Source organism: Paenibacillus taichungensis, from assembly GCF_013359905.1.
GTDB lineage: Bacteria > Bacillota > Bacilli > Paenibacillales > Paenibacillaceae > Paenibacillus > Paenibacillus taichungensis.
In genome coordinates this window covers 43,930-62,802 of the sequence record NZ_JABMCC010000105.1, presented here as the reverse complement: position 1 = coordinate 62,802, position 18,873 = coordinate 43,930, and the positions used below count along the sequence as shown (strand labels likewise).

Below are 18,873 nucleotides of genomic sequence, written 5' to 3'. Positions count from 1 at the left end.
ACAGAGTAAACGCGTTTTTAATGAATTGAAATACAGCAGTGTAGTTGCATCAACTATCTTTTTGCTGAGTAGTTGTGTTTTTTTCGGTTGCAGTCTCAGTAAGCTCATGCCGATCGGAATTTTGCGCAGCGATATGTGTATGAGTCAATAACGGATGCACAGGTACCGCAAAACCTCCATTACGTTTCCCTTGAATCAGGTATATCAGGAGAAATAGAATCATGAACACAACGGAATAACGGTACATATCGGTATAACTGGTTATAGATGCAATAGCGCCCAGCAGAAGTGCTCCCAGAGCAATCCCCAGATCCAGCGTATTCAGAAACATGCCGTTAGCCATACCGCGCTGTGAAGGGGAGACAATCTGAATCATCCAGGTCTGCATGGAAGACTGTATCGAACCATATCCGATTCCATATAAAAATGCAGCGACAAACAAAATGGACATCGACGAGGCGTATGAGAGCATGATCAGTCCAGCAGCGATGAATATTGCTCCGGGAATCAGTAATGCTTTGGGACCTTTACTGTCATAAATCCGTCCTGCAAACGGTCTGACCAGCAGTACAGCGAGAGCATTAAACAAGAAGAACAGTGCAGGATTAGCCAAATTGGCTTCTTTTCCGTACAAAACGATGAATCCGACCAGTCCGCCATACGTGATGGATAATAAACAATTCAGTATACTTGGCAGAATCAATTTGCGGTTGAAAGGTGTCTTTACTTTGGTGCCTGATATCGCAGCTGTTCCAACTGGTGGAGTGGGGACCACCTCATCATTGAGCCTGCGAGCTTTCTTGCGTGTCAGTGAATAGCTGAGCGGATAGATGACCGCGATAACACCTGCCGTACATAACATTAGTGTCACGAAACCGGCACCTTGAAGCACGGTGACCCCAATAATGGGACCCATGGACATAGCGAGACTTGTGGAAAGGCCGAAATAGCCCATGCCCTCACCCATTCGTTTCACAGGCACAATATCCGATGCCATTGTGGGGAAAGCCGTGCTACTCATACCGAATCCGATACCGAACACCATGCGCAGCAATAAAAGGACAGCAATCCCGGCGGCAAAGTAATATCCGAGTGTAGCGAGTAAGGCAATTGTCAGGCCAATATAGATCATGGCATTACGAAGACCCTTCTCCAATGCTTTGGCTGAATAGAGCCGGGCAGCAATGGCGCTAAGGGCAAAAAGACAGGTAAAGAGGCTGACTTCAAAGGCATTGGCATGAAAACGGTCCTGCACATAAGAAGGCAGTGGGGACACAATCATGTGAAGTTGCAGAAAGAGTAGAAAGTTACATAACATGAGCAGAATAAAATCGGTGGTCCATAGTTTGACTTGTGCTGATTGTGATTTCATTAGTTGTTCATTCCCCCTGGTGTTAAAGTTCGTTACAAGTTGCTGTTCATGAGGGAAAGAGTATGCCTAAATGCTTCCATCTGGTCTTCGGGAATACCTTCAATCAGATTTTTATTCATTTCTCTTTCGAGCGGAACAAGCTGGTCGAGCAATTTTTTTCCTTCTTCGGTCAAGTAGAGCAAGTAGGCTCTGCGATCCTGTTCGCTGGTCCGACGATCGACCCAGCCTTTCTTTTCCAACAGATCAATAATACGGGCAGTTGTGGGCTGATCTTTATAGACGCGAGTAGCGACTTCCTTCTGATTTACGCCTTCGCCTCTACCGATGTTGAACAGAACGGAAAATTGCTCTGTTGTAATATCATAGGGCTTGAAACGTATGGCTAGTAAAGCCGACGCCTTGCGATGTGTCATGCCCAGCATGAACCCAATGGATTGATTGAGCGAATAGTCGTTCCCCATATAATCCTCTCTTTCTTTAAGCAAAATAGCCTCAACTCATTTACTTGTTATAACAACTATATGCTAAACAATTAATTTTGTCAAAACGGATTTATGAACATCAGCGCAGTGATAAGATCCGTTCATATGTGAATTCACATTGGAATAACCGTTATGCGAACATTGAAATATGCAAACCTTGGAAATTACTGATAAAATGGAAGTGCCGCTGTATCGCGGTAATTAGGCTACATGATGGTGAGGTTACGAAGACGAATCTGCTCCAGCTAATTCTGGAGCTGACTGAGGAGAGCTGAGTATGCTGAAGAACATTCCCGCAATAATACCTCCGGAACTGCTAAAGATCATGTCTGAAATGGGCCATGGAGACGAGCTGGTACTGGCTGATGGCAACTTCCCCGCAGCTAGTCATGCCCAGCGGCTGATTCGCTGTGATGCGCTCGGTACAGTGGAGTTACTGGATGCCATTTTAAGCTTGTATCCACTGGATACGTACGCTGAGCGGCCGGCAGCCGTTATGCAGGTCGTCAAGGGGGATCAGGTGGTGCCCATCATTTGGGAAGATTACCGCAGGCTGATCCTTGACCATGAGGGTATCACGGAAGCATTTGATCATGAAGAGCGTTTCGCGTTTTATGAAAGAGCTTCTCGCGCCTATGTCATTGTTGCAACCGGTGAACGTGCGCAGTATGCCAATTTGATTTTGAAAAAAGGGGTCATTTTCCCAGATACAGATCCTTTCCCACAAGCGAAAAAAGTTGAACTGAACTGAATCCAAAGTCAAGGCGACGGGGCGGGAGAAGCCTCGCTCGTCTTTTTGCCTTTCCCGAAACGCAGCCAGTAAACAACAACATACAATATAGGCATGCATTCGATAAGAACGCCATATGTAGCAATGGCGAAAGAACGAATGGCTAATTCATAAGAAGCCGCGTCTTTTGCATACTGAAGTACATATGAAGCCGCTGTTCCTGCCAGCAGATAGACGACCGTTCTATCCTTCCGGACTCCAGTAAGTTTAGCAAGACAAATGGATGCGACGTATAACAGAAACGAGCTGCGCGTGAACATGGTCGTAGACCAGATGGCAATCAGGAAGGGATCCAGGTTATCCAGAAAATCGCCGTAACGGGCAAAACGTATCATCTCCAGCAAAGGGTAGCGAAGACTGCTGGCTTCGTAAGGTCCAAAATTCATTAAAGTAAACATCCAGAACACGATAATGAATAATGCAAGTGTAGAGCCTGCAAATAACATACTTCGTAGAAGCGGCCGCCTGAAAGCAATGGCAGGGGCGAGGAACAGGAACATCATCCATTCTGAAAACCAAGGCATGGTTGAAATCGAGCCTGTCAATATTTCTTTCAGATCATGATGAGTTACCATGGCAAGAAGTACGTCAGGATTTCCTCCACCCATTACAGCAGGCATGAGAAAAGTAGACGTGAAGACTTGCACCAGAAATATCCCTTCTGATAAATAGACAATGGTAATTAAACCCGAGCGTGCTGAAAGGCTGATACATAAAATGGTTATAGTTGCTGTCAGCCATATTGGTGTCTCGGGTAGATACATGGATTGCAGAAAAACGATGAAATTCTCTACGTCAACTGATATCAAATACAGGCACAGCAACACGATGAGACCGAGGAACAGCTTGTGAACAACCTTGCCCACAATTTCTTCACCAAAATCAATCCAGGGTCGATCCGGGTGAACCGCTCCCAATCTGTATGTGAAAAAGAGAAGGATCAGACTGATTGCAAACCCACCAAGGATGGATATCCACCCTTGATACCCGCTCATTTTGAACAAGCGCTGCAGAAGAAAAGCAATGGGTTCGGAGTAAAGGTAGACAAACATAAAACGGTACGCTTGTCCGGCTGACAATTTGATCATGGCGTGTTCCTTTCTTAGCCAAACAAGCGGTCTGCCCAGCCAAAGACCAGCCTGATGACATCATTGGGATTAGGCCAGCCCGGTACAGAGACAGCCAACGTATTCCACAGCAGAAATATTCCCAGCAGAACGAAATAGGTCTTTTTCATTCCCTTTTTGCTGGACTTGATCATGGGCCACTCCAGTATGTACAATACGGCAAACAATACAACAGCAATCATTGGTTTACCTCCTAAAGTGGCCTGACGCTTCCTCTGTTCCTATTAGTAGCTGGATTCCGAACCTACAAACTGGATGTTAATCTGGGCATGCACCTTAAACTGCAATTCGTTTTTGACATAATCATTCCAAACGGGACGTAACTGTTCCCAGATGTGAGGATATGCCCATTCCAGGCGATAACCGAGCATCAGAATATCTGCTTTTTTACGTTGGCCGGTTCGTATGGCGTCTGTCAGATGGGCACTTACTTTTTCATTAGCCTTTTGCTCGATCTGTTTGACACCCACAATATCTTTTACCTTGAGAATCGGGATTACGGAATTCAGTTCTGCTTGCCCCCGTAAAGTGATATCAAAGAAAGGCTGTCCATTTACAAGTCTAACCTTGATTTTGGAACTCGTATTATAGACCGTCATACTTGCTTTTTCATCCTCGGTTTCCACGGAGACAGCCAAGGTATCCAATTTACGATTGGCCCAGGCTATACCCCTTGTTTCATCGGCAGAGATTGAATCGACCATTTTCATCTGTTTGAAAAGAGCACCCCCTACCTGGCTGGTCCATTGCTTTCGTTTATTATCCTCACTTGCCATCGCGGTTGATTTTGATTCCAGTAAGGGAGCGACAAAGCCCTGATTCATTTTGTCAGCCATAAGTACACTGAGCATTTGCGTCTTTAACATGTTTTCTTCAGTTGCAAATTCCCTTAACACATCACTGGGTGTTTCTTCGAAAACCGGTGTCAGATCAGCCACGTCTCTGGCTCTGCCTTTGGCAACCATGACGTAACTGCTAAGATGGAACAAAGGTTCACGTGAGATCCATTCCATCGCATCTTGAATTCCCTCTCTGGCGTATGCCTCACCGAATACCACTACTCGTGTGTGCCCCCAGGAAATCTTTCGTGTGAGATCGGTTTGAATTCTCTCCATGGCATCAGCGATGGTGGATGCGGTAGCCGAAACGAGAGCATATGGGTTTTTTCCGGGTCCTCCCGTTCCTTCCGGAGAGATGCGGTTCGGCAGTGGCATACTTAGTGAAATATCAATTTCACCCGGCTTTTCCCCTTTATCCACATACATGGTCGTAATAAATGTACGTTCATTTATCTCCACTTTGGACCAGCAGCCACTGCACAGTAAAACGCACATCAAAGCGACAGTCAGTTTGGGTGTAATCATTAACCTTTTCATGTCTTTTGCCTTTTCTTATTAGCATCTTCGTAAGCTGCAGGTCGCTTCTTCATTAAGAACCAGGGCACACGAACGATCGTATCTTTGATATCACGCAGCACGAGGGGGGCAAATGGCTGCATATATGGCACGCCAAATGAACGGAGACTAACCATATACCAATAAATCATAAAGATTGAAATCACGATGCCGAACAGACCCAATGTTCCACCCATAAAAAGCACCGGAAAACGAAGCAGCCGGAATGCCAGTCCGAGCTCGAAGTGCGGGATGATAAAGGCGGCAATCCCTGTGATGGACACCACAATGACCAGTGGAGCTGAGACTATTCCAGCCTGTACGGCCGCCTGACCAATAACAATCCCGCCAATAATGGACACCGTTTGCCCCAGCGGCTTCGGAATACGAATCCCCGCTTCGCGCAAACCTTCGAAGGTCACTTCCATAATGAGCGCTTCAATCAGGGCAGGGAAGGGAATGTTTTCTCTCGCAGAAGCGATCGTAATCAGCAGGTTGGTCGGAATGATTTCCGGGTGAAATGTAGTAACGGCGACATAAAAGGATGGAAGCAGAAAAGCTATAAAGGCAAACAAGAGACGAATAATCCTGATAAAAGAGGCAGAATAAAATCGTTGATAATAGTCTTCCGAGGACTGCATTAAAGAGAAAAAAGTAACCGGAATGAGCAGGGAGAAAGGTGTTCCGTCCTGCATGACCCCGATCCGCCCTTCAACCAGTGCAGCTGCAACCGTATCGGGACGTTCGGTATATTGATATTGTGGAAAAGGAGAGAGGGGATGGTCCTCCAGAAATTCAGATAGATAACTGACGCCCAAACTACTATCCATATCAATATTACCAAGGCTCTCCAATACATTTTCCAAAATGTCTGGCTTGCATAATCCTTGGATATAGACTACAAACACCTCGGTTTTGGTATATTTTCCAACGGTGAATTTGATCATCTTTAAATCAGGGTGTTTAATTTTGTGCCGAAGCAGAGACATATTCACATGAATATCTTCAATAAAGGCTTCCTGAGGGCCAACAATTACAACTTCGTTGGTTGATTCCGCTACGGAACGCCTTTGATAATTTTGAAGTGCAAAATGAATCATTCCCGAAATACCTTCGATGTATAAGGCTGCATTGCCCGATACGATATCAGTAACGATAGCTTCTGGTGAATTCGAGTGATGGCTGTTCAGTGTGAAAAATGATCCGGTCACGACACGAGTAATGAATTGATGATCTATTTCATTTCGAGAGGCTTCCTCAAGCAATGGTTTAACGATGGCTTCCCGCATAGTAGGGGTATCCACAATGGACTGAATATAGATGAGTTCACAATGAAAAGGTCCAATTTGAAAAGGCTGATAGATCATGTCGGCAACACCCAACAGACTAGCTCTAACCTGTTCATAGATATTGTCTTTTTCCATTTCAGTTTCGCCTCCCTATGCTGTAATGCTGAGCCTGTAATCTGACTATAGTGTGCGACGCTTCCAATGAAATATACTTTTAAGTTTAGATTATCGAAATATATTACAAACTTTGATGCAGAAGATGAATGGGGAGATCGTGAAATCTGCTTTAAAATAAGAGGGTGGAATTAAGCAGGGAGACGTTTTATATAAGGAGTTGAGTTAAAGATGGCGTATCGGATTAGACGTGCCGAGCTTAGCGATGTTAACGGAGTAGCACAGTTGTTCAATGAGTATAGGATGTTTTACGATCAGCTTACTGATTTGAACGGAGCGAATGAATATATTAGAGAACGTATGGAACGCAATGAATCCGTTATTTTAATTGCAGAATCGGAAGTGGAGTGCAGTTTGACGGATAAACTTTTAACGGGTGATTTTGGTGGATTTGTACAGCTGTATCCCAGCTTTAGTTCAGTGTCCATGAGGACAATCTGGGTACTTAATGATCTGTACGTACATGCGGATTATCGACAGAGGGGAATTGCGCGTAAGCTGCTGCAAGCTGCAAGACGATGGGGAAATGAGAGTGGAGCTGTGCGAATAGTGCTCTCTACGGCGATCAGCAACAAGAAAGCTCGGGCATTATATGAGTCGGAAGGCTATACGCTGGACACCAAGTTCATGTATTATGAACTTCAGATATAAGAAAGACTTGGAGAACCCTGAAGTTCAGGATAAGCAGGAGGGATTAGCACAAAATGATGCAATGGATAGCCATGATCACGATGTTGATCGATCATATAGGGGCCGTCTTTTATCCACAGGTGGGGGAGCTAAGAATCATAGGGCGGATTGCTTTCCCAATCTATGCTTTTGCCGTTTATATCGGTTATAAACATACTCGCAACGTACAAAAATACATATGGCGGTTGTTCTGGATAGCAGTGATCTCTCAATTACCTTTTATGGCGGCTTTTAATCATTTTTCGCTGAATGTGGTATGGACATTATGGTCTGCTCTACTTGTATTGCTTGTGCTCGATAAACTTCCGGTCCGTTTGCTGGGAATTCCGATTGTGATCGTGGCTGGTTTGGTCATGGAGATGACCCATATGGATTATGGTATGTATGGCTTACTGCTTGTATTGCTATTCCGTTACTTCCAGGGCCCAGTATTGGTAATGGCTCATTTGCTCTTAAATGTGCTCTATATTTACCTGCACAGCAGCTCTATTCAGATGTACAGCGTGATTGCTACAGCGGGAATTGCATTGGCCCAGTATTATAACGCAGGCTTCCGCCTGAAGGGTCCGCGTTGGATTTGGCGTTATTTCTATCCTGCACATTTGGCTGTCATTGCTTTGATCCGCTTGATTTGAGAATTCTTCACGAAGAAAAGAAGCCACCTTATCCGTCATCACTGACGTTGAGGTGGCTTCTTTATATTCATTAATGGATGCAATATAGGCATTCACTTTATTGAATTTATTCCATCGTTGGAGAAGTGCCAAACTGCGGTCGAACGGCCTTAGGGAAATAACCAATCTCGATGGCATGTTCCAGCATTTTTGAGATGAAACGGTCATCTGTTTTTGCACATATAATGCCGGCTGGTTCCACATAAGCAGTTGTTACAGGAGAGGCATACACGTATGCAGAATCCTTTGCACCGTCTCCTTCAAGCTGGGCGATAGCCAGTTGAAGCGCCTCAGGGTCCTTGCTGACACTGCCATCGAACAACCAGTTGGTATACTCTGCAAAAGGCAGAGTCTCCACTTCATAACCGGCCCGATTCACAGAACGAATCAGATCATCGTAGCTGATAGGCTCCGGATTACAGATGTGGAATACACGTCCTGCTGTATCCTGGCGTAATGCCAGATGTACAATGGCCTGACTTGCATAATTAATAGGTGTAAAATCAACCATCCAGTCGGCTGCCGGTGCTTTACCCAGCAATAACATTGCTTTAATCATACGATAAAAGGCATTACTATCGATATTAGATTGGAAACGACCCGTCTCGGAATGACATGTCAGGTTACCTGCACGATAGATGCTCACAGGTACACCTTCTTCAGCAGCAATCATAAGCACTTTCTCAGCTTCAAGCTTGCTGTCGGAGTATAGGTTTTCCACATGCAAGTCGGCTGGGAAGCGATCGTATTGCAATGAGGATTCCCACTGTCCACTGAGTGCAAGATCTTCCGGTATGCCCATCGTGGATACATGGTGGAAGGAGGCACCTGGCTTGCTACGAACGAGCTTAAGCAATGCGGTGGTTCCATCCACATTGGTTTTGGCGAATTGTGCTGCATCCCCGAAATGTCGTACATCCGCAGCACAGTGTATTACACGGTCAATTCGTTCTTGTACGTAAGTTGTCTGCTCGACTGAAAGACCAAGATTCGGTTGCTCCAGATCGCCTTCGATAATCTCGACGCGGGATACGAGGAGGGGTAGCAGTTCTGCTCCAAAGTAACTTTTCATAACGCTGCTCAGTCGTTCCATCGCAGAGCTTCCATCTGCTGGGCGGCGAACAAGAGTATAGATGCGTGTATTCGAAGTTAGAATCAACTGTTGCAGCACATGGGATCCAAGATATCCGGTAGCCCCGGTCAGGAGTACATGCTCGGGATTCAGAATTTCAGGATATCCAATCTGGGATTTCAGCTCTACAGGATGTTCAGACAATTGGGTAATTACGCCGTTATTCCCTGAGGAATGGGCAGTTTCTTCTGTAGTTTGAGCCAGCTTCTCCACGCGTTGCGCCAAGGCACGAATCGTCTTCTCGGCAAAAAAGTCGGCAATTTTCAGCAACGGATAATGCGGTTTAAGAATGACCAGCACATGGATGACCCGAAGAGAGTCACCGCCAATGGCGAAGAAGCTATCCTCCACACCAAAGTCATCGTGCTGAAGAATTTCTTTCCATGCTTCCAGAATAATCGCTTCGGTTTCCGTCTCTGGCAGTACCCGATCAGGTCGATCTTCATGACGCTCTACGTGAGGCAGAGCTACCATCGCTTTGCGATTGATTTTGCCTGTCGGTGCAATCGGCATTTCATCAAGCTGGCAGATCCATTTGGGTACAAAATAGGAAGGAAGCTTCACCGTTAGCTCCGCTTTAATGTCCGCAACGGAAAGTGTACTGCCATCTTTAGAAGTAAAGTATCCTACGAGCATGTTTTGACCATCAGATTCCTTCTTGGGAATCACGGCAACATCCTGAACCTGATCCAGACGGGCAAAATGATCCTCGATCTCTCCAATCTCAATCCGGTGACCCCGGATTTTTAACTGAGAGTCGCTGCGTCCTACATATTCCAGCAGTCCGCTATCGAGCATTTTGGCAATATCGCCAGACTTATAGATTTTCTCATCGATTGCAAATGGATTATCAACGAATGCCTGTTCTGTACGCTCCGGCTGGTTCAGATAACCTTTGGCCAGAGCGGGTGTTGCTATATATACCTCGCCAGGAACGCCTACCGGGCATAACTGCTGTTCTTCATTAACGATATACACTTTATAGTTATGAATCGGTCTGCCGATTGGAATGTTAACAACACTTTCCGGAACTTGCTCGCTAATTCGGTGAGTCGCTGTTGCTACTGTACATTCCGTAGGTCCGTATACATTGACGATATCAATTTGGTTGCCGAATTTGCGCTGGAAGGCGCGAACCTGCTCACCATACAGTGCTTCTCCAGCCACGGTAATGATTTTGACTTTGGCCAGCTTGTGGAAGCCTTCATCAGACAGGAAGGAAGCAAGCTGGTTGAAAAAGATGGTAGGCAGTATTGTAATAATCGTTGTACCTGTGCGCTCAATGGCACTTGCAAATTCTTCAACGGATACACGTTCTTCCGCCGACAACAGGTACAGTTCTGCTCCGTAGAACAAGGCGCCAATCGTATCCCACACTGATGCATCGAAGCTGTATGTAGCAAACTGGGTTAATACGTCACCTGGCTGAATATCGCAATCCCGTTGCACGACACTACCAAGATTGGCAACACCTCGATGGGCGATCAGTGCACCTTTCGGTTTGCCAGTAGATCCCGAGGTATAGATGATATACGCCAGGTCGTCTGGTTGAATATCCAGATTGGGATTGCTTGCTGCGAATCCGGCAAGGCGTCCATCCACGGCCAGGATTTGGCGAACGGTAGTAATTCCTGAGAATAACCGTGAAGCTTCAGGTAAAGAGGACTCTTTGGTTAGGACAAAGGATGAAGCTGTATCTTCGACAATATAACTGTTGCGTTCTTGTGGATGCTCAGGATCGACAGGGACGTATACTCCGCCAGCTTTAAGAATACCGAGCAAAGATATAATCGTTTCCAGACTCCGCTCCATAAAGATGCTGACGAATTCTCCTTTTTGCAATCCGTTGGATAACAGCACACGGGCTACCTGATTGGCACGTTCGTTCAATTCTCTATAGGTGTACCGGCCAGTTGGTGAAGTAATTGCTGGAGATTCAGGATATTCGGCTGCTGTTGCTTCGAACCAGCCATGAATTGTCTGATGCTCTGGTTCGAGAACGGCGGTATCATTCATTTCTCGGTATAGCAATCGGTCTGAAGCGGATAAAATGTCCACTGTACCGATGGCCTTGTCTTGGTCACGCAGCATAGCCAAAAGAAGAGTCTGATAATACTCTGCATATCTTGTGACCGTAGATTCATTTAGAAGTGAACTGTCATAGAACAGATCCAGTGTGAGCATATCCTGATCATCACGGATATTCCAATTTAACAATTGAGGAGCTTTAGGCAGCTGTACACTGTTATACATGAACAGCGTTTCCGGATTTCCTCCCGCTTGCAGCGTGTAATGAAGCTGGAGTTGATCGGAAATCTGATGAATCAGTTCATTAAAGGTTAATTTGCCTTGAATTTGCAATAACACAGGGGAAGCTGCCTGATCGGGAGCCAGCGTGCCGATGGCAAGTTCCTGCTCAGCTGATAAACGGAACAACAGGGCTGCGTAGGCAGACAATAATGCTGGATACACACCCTCTGACCCGAATTTTTGTTTCAGTTCCCGACCCAGGGACGATTCCAGTGAAAGATGAGCAGACTCATAAGTGAATGATTGTTGACGGCGCCCAAAATCCAGTGGAATCTGAAGAACCGGCAGGCTAGATTCCACTGTTTGGGGAGATGATGATTGATTTTCGACCACTTCAGTTGTTCCTCCTTGGTTCAAACCGTTCAAGTTGTGGGTTGAATTATTGTTTACTTACATTAAAATGTGAAATCAGTTCTTGCAGTTCCTCAGACATGCTGTTCAAACGGGTAGAGGAATCAACAAGTGTAATCAGTGATGCTTTTTGTTCATCAACAGATGAAGAAATCCGTTCACTATTGTCAGCTGTCTTACTCACACTCGCAGACAAATCATCCGCAGTTGCGGTCATTTCTTCTGTACCTGCAGAAATTTCTTCTGTAGCACTGGATACTTCCTGGATCTGATTCGATACTTTCTTGGCTGCTTCCAGAATCTCTTCGAACAACTGACCCGTTTGATCAGCTACGCTGAGCCCTGTATCCACTTCAGACGTTCCTTGTTCCATCGCACGAACGGCTTGTCTAATTTCAGCCTGAATCTCCTGGATCAGTACGGCAACCTGGCTCGTGGATTCTTCAGACTGCTCAGCAAGCTTACGTACTTCACCTGCTACAACCGCGAATCCTCGACCTTCTTCACCAACACGTGCTGCTTCAATCGATGCGTTGAGTGCAAGCAAGTTCGTCTGGCTGGAAATGCCTGAGATGATATTCAGAATATCGCCAATTTCCTGCGAGCGGCTCTCCAGAACCTGAATGGCCGATGCGGTGTTTTTAACAGATTCCGTAATCAGATTCATCTGTTCGGATACCTGACGAACCACACTGTTTCCTTGTTGAGATCGACGTTCCATCTCATAGGCCTCGTCAGCTACACTCGCTGAACTGCTGGCAATAGTCTGAATGACGACAGCCATCTCGGACATCGCACGGGCACTATCGCGGGTTGCCTGTTCCTGCGCACGAATGTTGGATGTAATCTGAGTAACATTACTATTAATAGTATCAGCATTCTCGCTGTTTCTCTCGGAGACTTCATACAGTTCCTTGGCAGACTCGTTAACTTCTTGCGAAGTGATTTGTACTTTGACGATGGTATCGTTGATCTTGCGAACCATGGTATTGAACTTTTCGTTCACAATGCCCAGATCGTCTTTGCCTGTCGGAATTTTGACATTCAAATTACCCCGGCTTACGTCATCAATCCCTTTGATCAGGTGACGAATAGGGGAGAGCGTGTTTTTGACAACAAGATATTGGATAATCAGGAACAACAGCAGGAACGCTACCAGGATGATTATTCCGTTCTTAAGCAATTTGTTCAGTCCGGCAGGTACTGCTGATGCGTCTGCATCGACTGCAAAGTAAGAGTAAATCTTGCCATTACTATCCTTGATCGGATAAGCAATGGTTGTCCAGGTTCCGAAGTCGTCGGAATAAAATGTGGTGAACGTTGGGCGATCCGTATTCACCATTTCTTTCAGTGCATTTGCCACAACGACAGGCTGTTCATACATGTCGCCGATATTTACATTTTCACTCTGGAAGGCTTCCTTCAGATTGGTTGGCATGGCAACCAGGGAAGTTAACCGCTTGTTATCTCCACCCAGCTCTACACCAAAGATGTAGGCTTGTGCAATGTTGGGATAATATTGTTGCATTTCATCGAAATAGGCACGCAATTTGGTTTGTGCTTTTCCATCGTAATTGGCTTCTGTAATAGCAGCCTGTACTTCGGTGGAATCAATGCCCTCTGCCCATTTTTTGGTGATTTGTTCTACTTGACCATGTAGCTGGTCAACGAGAATCGTTTTTTGAAAGTAATAGCTGCTGGCAATAAGTGCCACGCCGATAATAATGATGTTAGTAAATGAAAGTAACAGATTTTTGGAGAAAAAAGACATGCTTTTCCAACTTAATGATTTCACTAAAGTCCACTCCTGATCTTCTTTGAATTGATAATATGCTGAAGTCTTCATGATGCAAATTAAGTCATTCCCGTATCCCCTCCAAAGGTATAATATGCGACCATGGTCTTGGGTTTCTAGTCGCTATGTAGAGATATTTTTACCTAGATACCCATGGGTGTCTAATTATTAAAACACATCTATACTTAATATGTCGTATAAAATGTCGTCAAATTGAATAGTTTTGTTAAAACTTTTTTAATATTTTACGTATTTATGGACATATGAAGGAGTGATTTAGGTATTTAGAACTGTTTATTTAAAATAATTCCCATTTTTTAGTTTCATTCTGTATTCTATAACATGGTGGGTTAAAAAACATCCTAAAACATTGAAAAAATAGTGAAAACGACAGAAAACGGACTTTCTTCTGCCACACAAATCAGATATCAGGGAGGAGAAGCTAACCAAGAATGTACATAAGCAACATCAATGATACATGTGAAGCGGAGAAACAGGCCAAGTTTTCCAGTTCAACAAGTCATGCACAGATATACATCGGAAGCGGTTTTATCTATAATAACTACAGTATGCATTTCTCAAATCATGAGCAGGCGGGGGTTTATAGATGAATCTTAAACAGATAGCAGCTGAGCGCGCGGCAGAATATGTTCAAGATGGAATGAAGGTTGGATTGGGTACAGGATCAACGGCGTATTACGCTATTTGTCGAATTGGTGAGCGAGTACGTGAAGGGTTGAACATTCAGGCTGTAGCTACTTCGGAAGCATCGGACAAGCTCGCCAAAGAGTGGGGAATTCCGATCGTTCCATTTGATCAAATTGGACGTCTGGATCTTACCATTGACGGTGCAGATGAAGTTGATCCTGAGTTTAACCTGATCAAAGGTGGCGGCGGGGCGCTTTTGCGTGAGAAAATTGTAGCTGCAAACAGTGACAAACTGATTATTGTGGCCGATGGCAGCAAAGCCGTACAAAAGCTGGGGAAATTCCCGTTGCCAGTTGAAGTGGTTCCGTTTGCTTCAGAATGGACCTTTCAGGCGCTGGAGAAACTCGGATGTCATCCGGAATGGCGTATGGATGGGGATCAACGTTATCTTACGGATAATGGAAACCTCATTGCAGATTGCCGCATGGAAGCCATAGAACATGCTGCGGAGCTTAACGTTCAGTTAAATATGCTCCCAGGTGTTGTCGATAATGGATTGTTTATCAAAATGGCGGACACCGTCATTCTTGCGAAGGATGATGGCAGCATCGATGAGCGTCATCGTTAATGAACGGAAAGTGAGGTCATTGCATAGATGAGGGAAAACCCGTTAGTGGATGGTGAGATTGTTCTTCGATGTGTGGAGAAAGAAGATCTGACTGAACTCTATGAATTGATCTACAGTGAAGACGTACCGGAATGGAAGCAATGGGATGCGCCATATTATGCCCTTGAACATGAGAGCTACGAAGACTTCGAACGGAGCATGTTAAGAAGACTTGAAGCAACTCAGAGCAATGCTGATCCGGACTCCATTCGAATTATTGAGCTGAATGGACGAATCGTCGGTACAATCAGCTACTATTGGGAACATCGTCCATCCATGTGGCTGGAAATGGGAATAGTGCTGTATCGTTCAGCCCAATGGGGGCACGGGATCGGCACGCGAGTACTTCAGATATGGTCCAGCTACTTATTCGAGCAATTGCCCCTGGCCCGGGTTGGGTTGACGACCTGGTCAGGCAATGAACGGATGATGCGTTCAGCTTCGAAGGCGGGACTGCAGGTAGAAGGACGCATGCGCAAATGCCGCATCGTGGATGGCAAGCATTATGATTCGATTCGTATGGGAATGCTGCGCGAAGAGTGGGAGCAGATACGATCTTCAGGCGCAGGTCGAAATGTAAACAAGTGATGGAGGATTAAGAAATGCCGAACAACGAGGACAATCGGGAACTGTCTTTACAATTATTTGTGGTTCTCGCTCGCGCATATAATTCCGTTACATCCAGATCCAATCGGGATATCCAGAGTCATGGACTGAATACAACAGAATTTGGCGTGCTTGATTTGTTATACCATAAAGGGCCGCAGGCGTTGCAAAAGATCGGTGAAAAAGTGTTAATGTCCAGCGGCAATATCACGTATGTTGTGGACAAGCTTCAGAACAAAAATCTGCTGATTCGTCGAGCATCCAAGGAAGATCGGCGTGTCATATACGCTGAATTGACGGAGGAAGGAAGACATCTGTTCACACAAATCTTTCCTCAGCACCACCAGGTGATCATTGATGCGGTGGATGGGCTGGAACCTTCGGAAAAGGCGGATGCGATTCGTTTGTTAAAAAAGCTTGGTCTCGCCGCAGAGGGGAAAACTGACTTGCGTTAATAACGCAGGTCAGTTTTTTTATATGAATGTATGCCATTCGTCGTTCATGTATAATGAATAAATAGGTTGTATTTGAACGGGGACGATCGAGGCTGCTGAAGCTGCTGCAAGAGATTGAGAAAGCCTTTGTATAAGCAGTAGGGCTTAATTCGCGATTAGGAGAGTGATCATGTGATGTCTAATGAACATGGAGAGACGAACTCATCGCACAAAACGATTGAACCGTTATCCAATCAGATGGTTCACGGCAAGGGGAGCCAAGAGCAGAGTTGTATATCTCTTCCGATATCAATCTTGCTTGCAGATGATAACGCCATCAATCGGCAAGTTGTGAAGATGCAACTCAAAAGGCTGGGCATGACGCAAGTGGATGCCGTCTCTAATGGGGAAGAGGCTAGCGAGGCCTTTCTTAGCAATAAGTATAGTATGATCCTGATGGATAACATGATGCCTGTAATGGATGGACTGGAGGCTACACGTCATATCAGAGCCATAGAACAGGATAAGATGTGGCACCCTATTCCGATTATTGCGATGACAGGAAATGTGATGGATGGAGAGAAAGAGAAATGTTTTGAAGCCGGGATGAATGATTTTATTGGTAAACCCTTCACGCTTGAAGCTTTAAACAACGTGATTCAGAAGTGGCAACAAGCATCACAGCCCAGAGAAATTACGAAATGATAGATAGTATACATACTTGTTTCACGTGGAAGATCGACTGAAAGAGAGGGGGATGTTCATGTTATTATACAGCCTTGCGGTTCTGGTGCTGATCGTTCTTGCCTTACTATGGTTAGGTGGACTTTACTTCTTCAAAACCGCCATTCGGCGTGCTCCAAAATCATTTCTGGTTGACAATCCGAATCTGATGCCCGAACCGGATAACGAAATAATAAGCAGTGCGTCTGACTTGACGTGGCTTGATACGCAGCCAATCGAAGATATGTATGTTGAATCCCATGATGGATTAAAGCTGCATGGAACATGGCTTCCTTCCCCCAACGGATCGCAGCATCCAACGGTTATCCTGGCGCATGGTTATTCGGGAAAAGGCAGAGAGATGGCGGGCTTTGCCCGCTTTTATGCTGAAAAGCGGGGCTACAATGTGCTGATGCCGGATGATCGGGGTCATGGCCAAAGTGAAGGCAATATCATCGGATTCGGCTGGCTGGACCGTAGAGATTATGTTCAGTGGGTCCATTGGGTTCTGGGCAAGGTTGGCACAGAGACGGAGATCATCTTGCATGGAATTTCGATGGGAGGCGCTACAGTATTAATGACAGGTGGTGAAGCTCTCCCTGATCAGGTGAAGGCCATCGTATCGGATTGTGCGTATACCTCAGTGAAGGATGAACTGACCTTCCAGCTCAAGCAGCTATACAAGCTGCCCGCATTTCCGTTTATACCCGTTACCAGTCTTATCTCTAAATGGAAGGCAGGTTACTTCTTTGGGGAGGCATCGGCACTCAATCAACTCACCAAAGTTCAAGTTCCTGTTCTTTTTATTCATGGTGAGGCAGATAGGTTTGTTCCGACAGAAATGGTTTACAGACTATATGAAGCTTGTCCGACAGAAAAAGAACTGTTGACTATCCCCCGTGCGGGTCATGGAACAGCGTTTCAAGTGGATCGTCCCCGATACGAGGAGGTGCTGGAATCCTTTTTGACAAAGAACCTATCGAATTCTTCTGCAGTATCATCATTCATCTGATTCCAATAAAGCAACCTGGGTATTAAGTAGAAGATGTCCTTAAGGGGAGGTGCGAGATGCCATATACACCTAGAGTTTGTTCATATTGTCATGAAAAAATGGCAGAGAATGAGTTCAAATGCAAATCTTGCGGCAATCTGGTTACTACCAAAACGGTTCAGCCTGAACAACCGCACATGATTGAAAATGATGAATTGATATTGGATCGATATTCAATTGTGTTGCTTGTTCTGATGACACTGTTTCTTCCTCCGGTAGCCATGACCATCGGCGGCGTGATGTTATTTAGTGACAATACGTATAAGCAGGATACAGGTAAATTACTCGTAACTGGGGCATTTGTAGTGATGGTCATTCTCACCATTATTCTGTTTGCAGGTTCGGGGACATTGACGATTAATATCTAATCTATTGGAGGTGCTTTTATGGCAAATGAACAATTTGAGGCTGCACGGAAAGCAGAGGAAGGTTACCATTCTAACTTCTATCAGAATAATGAATTATTCGCGTCCGGTACCTGGATGGCGAGGCCCATGCCTATGGTTATGGATATGTTGGAGCGTCTACTTGCCCATAAGACGGAACTGCGAGTTCTCGATTTGGGATGTGGTGTAGGCAGACATACGATACCCATTGCACAGCGTCTCGGGCAAACAAACAGTGAAGTGATCGGGGTGGATTTGCTGGATGAGGCTGTAGATGGACTTCGCAAATATGCGAAAGAATATCAGGTTGATCATATCGTGCAAGCAGAGAAAGCAGATGTTGAGCATTACGCTATCGAGCCGGATCATTTTGATTATATTGCGGCTTGCTCTTGTCTGGAACATGTATCAAATAAACAAGCTTTAGTGGAAGCTATTGAACGTTTGCAAGCGGGAACCCGTACAGGCGGCATTCATTGTATCACGATGAGTACAAGTGTAGAGGAAAAGGAAATCAACACAGGACGGGAGCTTGAGCCGTTGATTGAATTGAATCTGCCCACAGCGGAGGCTATCGCATTACTGGAGAAGGCTTATACGGATTGGAATATTCTTCTTCAGGAACATGTAACACAGACGATCGAAGAGGAAAAATATGATGAACCGACACAGTTCCGTTGTGAACTGCTTCGTTTCGCTGCACAGAAGCAGTAGCAGCCTGCCGGGATCGCGTAGTAAGGTCCCGGCAGTTCGTATTACTCGGTAGCTTAATAGGAAC

Annotated in this window: 18 protein-coding genes; 10 read left to right on the top strand and 8 right to left on the bottom strand. The window is 45.4% G+C overall.

The annotated features are described in order from the left end of the window. Positions 1-49: 49 nt before the first annotated feature. Both HP548_RS09995 and HP548_RS09990 read right to left on the bottom strand, forming a co-directional pair. A complete protein-coding gene (locus HP548_RS09995) occupies positions 50-1,372 on the bottom strand; it encodes an MFS transporter (RefSeq protein ID WP_175381570.1) in 1,323 nt (440 codons plus the stop codon). 32 nt (positions 1,373-1,404) lie between these two features. Beyond that, entirely contained in the window at positions 1,405-1,833 is a 429-nt protein-coding gene (locus HP548_RS09990) for a MarR family winged helix-turn-helix transcriptional regulator (RefSeq protein WP_175381569.1), read from the bottom strand. A 298-nt stretch (positions 1,834-2,131) separates the two neighbouring features. On the opposite strand from HP548_RS09990, the gene HP548_RS09985 reads away from it, so the two are divergent. Next, entirely contained in the window at positions 2,132-2,605 is a 474-nt protein-coding gene (locus HP548_RS09985; protein WP_175381568.1) for an RbsD/FucU family protein, read from the top strand. Between the two features lie 8 nt (positions 2,606-2,613). Here the strand turns inward: HP548_RS09985 and HP548_RS09980 are convergent, their stop codons facing one another. Genes HP548_RS09980 through HP548_RS09965 form a run of 4 tightly spaced genes read right to left on the bottom strand, consistent with a single transcriptional unit; the run spans position 2,614 to position 6,589 of the window. Continuing rightward, entirely contained in the window at positions 2,614-3,732 is a 1,119-nt protein-coding gene (locus HP548_RS09980) for a GerAB/ArcD/ProY family transporter (protein ID WP_076289440.1), read from the bottom strand. Between the two features lie 14 nt (positions 3,733-3,746). Then, entirely contained in the window at positions 3,747-3,953 is a 207-nt protein-coding gene (locus tag HP548_RS09975; RefSeq protein WP_076289441.1) for a hypothetical protein, read from the bottom strand. Between the two features lie 42 nt (positions 3,954-3,995). Continuing rightward, positions 3,996-5,147, bottom strand: coding sequence for a Ger(x)C family spore germination protein (locus HP548_RS09970; RefSeq protein ID WP_099853420.1), 1,152 nt, complete (start codon positions 5,145-5,147; stop codon positions 3,996-3,998). Beyond that, positions 5,144-6,589, bottom strand: coding sequence for a spore germination protein (locus tag HP548_RS09965; RefSeq protein WP_076289443.1), 1,446 nt, complete (start codon positions 6,587-6,589; stop codon positions 5,144-5,146). Before HP548_RS09965 ends, HP548_RS09970 begins: the two co-directional genes overlap by 4 nt. Positions 6,590-6,799: 210 nt before the next feature. Between HP548_RS09965 and HP548_RS09960 the strand changes: the two genes are divergently transcribed. Together HP548_RS09960 and HP548_RS09955 are read left to right on the top strand one after the other, a co-directional pair. Then, entirely contained in the window at positions 6,800-7,279 is a 480-nt protein-coding gene (locus HP548_RS09960) for a GNAT family N-acetyltransferase (RefSeq protein WP_099853418.1), read from the top strand. 53 nt (positions 7,280-7,332) lie between these two features. Beyond that, a complete protein-coding gene (locus HP548_RS09955; protein ID WP_246318013.1) occupies positions 7,333-7,953 on the top strand; it encodes a TraX family protein in 621 nt (206 codons plus the stop codon). A gap of 106 nt (positions 7,954-8,059) precedes the next feature. On the opposite strand, the gene HP548_RS09950 is transcribed toward HP548_RS09955, so the two are convergent. Both HP548_RS09950 and HP548_RS09945 read right to left on the bottom strand, forming a co-directional pair. Continuing rightward, a complete protein-coding gene (locus HP548_RS09950) occupies positions 8,060-11,767 on the bottom strand; it encodes an amino acid adenylation domain-containing protein (RefSeq protein WP_175381567.1) in 3,708 nt (1,235 codons plus the stop codon). Positions 11,768-11,813: 46 nt separating this feature from the next. Continuing rightward, positions 11,814-13,556, bottom strand: coding sequence for a methyl-accepting chemotaxis protein (locus HP548_RS09945; protein ID WP_175381646.1), 1,743 nt, complete (start codon positions 13,554-13,556; stop codon positions 11,814-11,816). Positions 13,557-14,187: 631 nt separating this feature from the next. Here HP548_RS09945 and rpiA point away from each other — a divergent pair. The 7 genes from rpiA to HP548_RS09910 all read left to right on the top strand — a co-directional run bounded on the left by rpiA (position 14,188) and on the right by HP548_RS09910 (position 18,809). Continuing rightward, on the top strand, positions 14,188-14,856 hold the full coding sequence (gene rpiA / locus HP548_RS09940) for a ribose-5-phosphate isomerase RpiA (RefSeq protein WP_175381566.1): 669 nt from the start codon (positions 14,188-14,190) through the stop codon (positions 14,854-14,856). A gap of 27 nt (positions 14,857-14,883) precedes the next feature. Next, positions 14,884-15,483, top strand: coding sequence for a GNAT family N-acetyltransferase (locus tag HP548_RS09935; RefSeq protein ID WP_175381565.1), 600 nt, complete (start codon positions 14,884-14,886; stop codon positions 15,481-15,483). Between the two features lie 14 nt (positions 15,484-15,497). Further along, complete coding sequence (locus tag HP548_RS09930) at positions 15,498-15,956, top strand: MarR family winged helix-turn-helix transcriptional regulator (RefSeq protein WP_024630132.1); 459 nt, start codon at positions 15,498-15,500, stop codon at positions 15,954-15,956. Between the two features lie 174 nt (positions 15,957-16,130). Continuing rightward, positions 16,131-16,640 (top strand): response regulator, encoded by a 510-nt coding sequence (locus HP548_RS09925; protein WP_175381564.1) that lies wholly within the window; start codon positions 16,131-16,133, stop codon positions 16,638-16,640. 58 nt (positions 16,641-16,698) lie between these two features. Continuing rightward, positions 16,699-17,670 (top strand): alpha/beta hydrolase, encoded by a 972-nt coding sequence (locus HP548_RS09920; protein WP_175381563.1) that lies wholly within the window; start codon positions 16,699-16,701, stop codon positions 17,668-17,670. Between the two features lie 56 nt (positions 17,671-17,726). After that, complete coding sequence (locus tag HP548_RS09915) at positions 17,727-18,077, top strand: C1 domain-containing protein (protein WP_099853407.1); 351 nt, start codon at positions 17,727-17,729, stop codon at positions 18,075-18,077. 18 nt (positions 18,078-18,095) lie between these two features. Further along, entirely contained in the window at positions 18,096-18,809 is a 714-nt protein-coding gene (locus HP548_RS09910; protein ID WP_175381562.1) for a class I SAM-dependent methyltransferase, read from the top strand. Positions 18,810-18,873 lie beyond the last annotated feature (64 nt).

Excerpts from the sequence above, each read along its gene's own strand:
- HP548_RS09990 (WP_175381569.1), bottom strand. The coding sequence starts at position 1,833 with ATGGGGAACGACTATTCGCTCAATCAATCCATTGGGTTCATGCTGGGC.
- HP548_RS09935 (WP_175381565.1), top strand. The coding sequence starts at position 14,884 with ATGAGGGAAAACCCGTTAGTGGATGGTGAGATTGTTCTTCGATGTGTG.
- HP548_RS09930 (WP_024630132.1), top strand. The coding sequence starts at position 15,498 with ATGCCGAACAACGAGGACAATCGGGAACTGTCTTTACAATTATTTGTG.
- HP548_RS09980 (WP_076289440.1), bottom strand. The coding sequence starts at position 3,732 with ATGATCAAATTGTCAGCCGGACAAGCGTACCGTTTTATGTTTGTCTAC.
- HP548_RS09910 (WP_175381562.1), top strand. The coding sequence starts at position 18,096 with ATGGCAAATGAACAATTTGAGGCTGCACGGAAAGCAGAGGAAGGTTAC.
- HP548_RS09915 (WP_099853407.1), top strand. The coding sequence starts at position 17,727 with ATGCCATATACACCTAGAGTTTGTTCATATTGTCATGAAAAAATGGCA.
- HP548_RS09960 (WP_099853418.1), top strand. The coding sequence starts at position 6,800 with ATGGCGTATCGGATTAGACGTGCCGAGCTTAGCGATGTTAACGGAGTA.
- HP548_RS09970 (WP_099853420.1), bottom strand. The coding sequence starts at position 5,147 with ATGAAAAGGTTAATGATTACACCCAAACTGACTGTCGCTTTGATGTGC.
- HP548_RS09965 (WP_076289443.1), bottom strand. The coding sequence starts at position 6,589 with ATGGAAAAAGACAATATCTATGAACAGGTTAGAGCTAGTCTGTTGGGT.
- HP548_RS09975 (WP_076289441.1), bottom strand. The coding sequence starts at position 3,953 with ATGATTGCTGTTGTATTGTTTGCCGTATTGTACATACTGGAGTGGCCC.
- HP548_RS09920 (WP_175381563.1), top strand. The coding sequence starts at position 16,699 with ATGTTATTATACAGCCTTGCGGTTCTGGTGCTGATCGTTCTTGCCTTA.
- HP548_RS09925 (WP_175381564.1), top strand. The coding sequence starts at position 16,131 with ATGTCTAATGAACATGGAGAGACGAACTCATCGCACAAAACGATTGAA.
- HP548_RS09985 (WP_175381568.1), top strand. The coding sequence starts at position 2,132 with ATGCTGAAGAACATTCCCGCAATAATACCTCCGGAACTGCTAAAGATC.
- HP548_RS09945 (WP_175381646.1), bottom strand. The coding sequence starts at position 13,556 with ATGTCTTTTTTCTCCAAAAATCTGTTACTTTCATTTACTAACATCATT.
- rpiA (WP_175381566.1), top strand. The coding sequence starts at position 14,188 with ATGAATCTTAAACAGATAGCAGCTGAGCGCGCGGCAGAATATGTTCAA.
- HP548_RS09955 (WP_246318013.1), top strand. The coding sequence starts at position 7,333 with ATGATGCAATGGATAGCCATGATCACGATGTTGATCGATCATATAGGG.
- HP548_RS09995 (WP_175381570.1), bottom strand. The coding sequence starts at position 1,372 with ATGAAATCACAATCAGCACAAGTCAAACTATGGACCACCGATTTTATT.